Annotated in this window: 1 protein-coding gene and 1 pseudogene; both read right to left on the reverse strand. The window is 73.0% G+C overall.

What is annotated here, in order from left to right:
- Window positions 1–119 precede the first annotated feature (119 nt).
- The gene (locus GT354_RS40155) at window positions 120–806 is read right to left on the reverse strand and encodes a hypothetical protein (RefSeq protein ID WP_161361412.1); all 687 of its coding nucleotides are present in this window, start codon (window positions 804–806) and stop codon (window positions 120–122) included.
- A 133-nt stretch (window positions 807–939) separates the two neighbouring features.
- Window positions 940–1,624 (reverse strand): annotated as a pseudogene (locus GT354_RS40160) (hypothetical protein); the annotation flags it as partial.

Below are 1,624 nucleotides of genomic sequence, written 5' to 3' on the forward strand. Positions count from 1 at the left end.
ACCGCGCCGGCGGGGGCGCCGGCAAGGGCCGCGCCGGCCCGAAGGATCCGGGCCGCCGGATCGACGCGGGGACCAGACCGTGCGCGGAGAGCGGCCCGCGCCGGCGCCCGAACCGGCGCTCAGGCCGCCGGGTCGAAGCTCTGCGCCACGCTCGCCGGTGTCGGCATCGCGTCCTGGGCGCCCTGGCCGCCGGCGTTCAGTGCCGCGTGGACGTCGTAGCCGTCCCTCGCCCCGGTCGCGTTCTCGACGAGTTGGGCGATCAGTTCATTGGCCGTGCCCTCCAGGGCCGCTACGGCCGGAGCCGTGGCGATCTCGACGACCTTCTCCATCAGGGCCTCTTCGAGCTCCTTGAAGATGCGTTTGACCGCCGTGCGCACGATCGCCACCTCGGCCAGACCCGCGATCGCCGCGAGCCCGAACGTGACGGTGGAAGCGGCGGCGGCCGCGATGATCGCGTCGGCCAGGATGATCAGTTGGACGATCGCGCGGCCCTTGGCCCCCTCGATCACCAACGCCGCCGCGTCGAGCGAGGTGGCCAGCAGCCTGGCGCCCTCGGCCAGATCGTGCAGGTGTTCGTTGTTCAGCTTGCCGAAGTGTTTCTCGAACGCCTCGGCCGCGATGCCCGTCGTACCGTCCAGGATCCAGGCGGCGCCGTTCTTGCCGTCGGCCCGCGCCCCGTCGATTTCGTCGGCGAACTCGCGATAGGCGTCGGCGAGTTCCTTGAACTCGTCCTCGTCCAGGTTGGGCCAGTCGACCCCGATGACGTCCAATGCCTGGTCCAGATATCCCGGCACCGTGATTCCCATGACCGACCCCCGTCGTCGTCGCGTCCACCGGTCGGACGGACCGGCGGACCATGAAACGTTACGCATCGTGATCGGGCGCTGTCCGCATATCGCCCGTATCGGTGATCCATTTCACCGCGCCCCTGACCCTGCGTCAGGAAGCGGCGACTGTCAACCGGATACCGACCGCGCCGACCGCGGTACCGAGCACGACGGTGCCGTCGGGGGCCACGCCGACACCGCGCACGACGGGACCGAGCCGCACGTCGACCGCCGTGTCGTCCTGCGTCCGGCGCACTCGAACCAGCCCGTCGGCCCAGGCCGTCGCGATGATCGGGCCCTCGGTGGTGTGTTCGGCCGCCACCGCCGTGACCGCGCTCGGACGCTCGTCGAGCGGGCCCGCCACCGGTTCGGTGCCCGGACTCCACAGCCGGATACGGCCGTCGCGCCCACCGCTGACGAGCAACGTGGTCCCGGATTCCCGGTCGAGCCGTACCGCCGCGAGGGCCGTCACCGGGCCGGCGTGCATCGACGCCGACACGATGCCCCGCGCGGGCTCGTCGCCGCCCTCGCCGACCGGTGGCGATCCGTACCACCACACACCGCCCTCGTCGTCGCCGATGGCCGGCACCGGGTGGGCGCACAACGCGGTCGGCTCGGCCGCGCCCGCGTTCACCAGCCGCTCGAACGCGGCCTCCAGCGCACCCCCCGGCCCGTGATACGCCGCGTCGACGACGGCCACCCCGCCCCACCGGTTCAGCGTCGCCACCCGCCCGCCGAGCGTGCTCGCCACCGCCCGCAACGGCACCGGCGCGCCCGCGCCGACCCGCCCGCCGATC

The sequence above is a fragment of the Streptomyces sp. SID3343 genome (genome assembly GCF_009865215.1).
Taxonomy (GTDB): domain Bacteria; phylum Actinomycetota; class Actinomycetes; order Streptomycetales; family Streptomycetaceae; genus Embleya.

Excerpts from the sequence above, each read along its gene's own strand:
- GT354_RS40155 (WP_161361412.1), bottom strand. The coding sequence starts at position 806 with ATGGGAATCACGGTGCCGGGATATCTGGACCAGGCATTGGACGTCATC.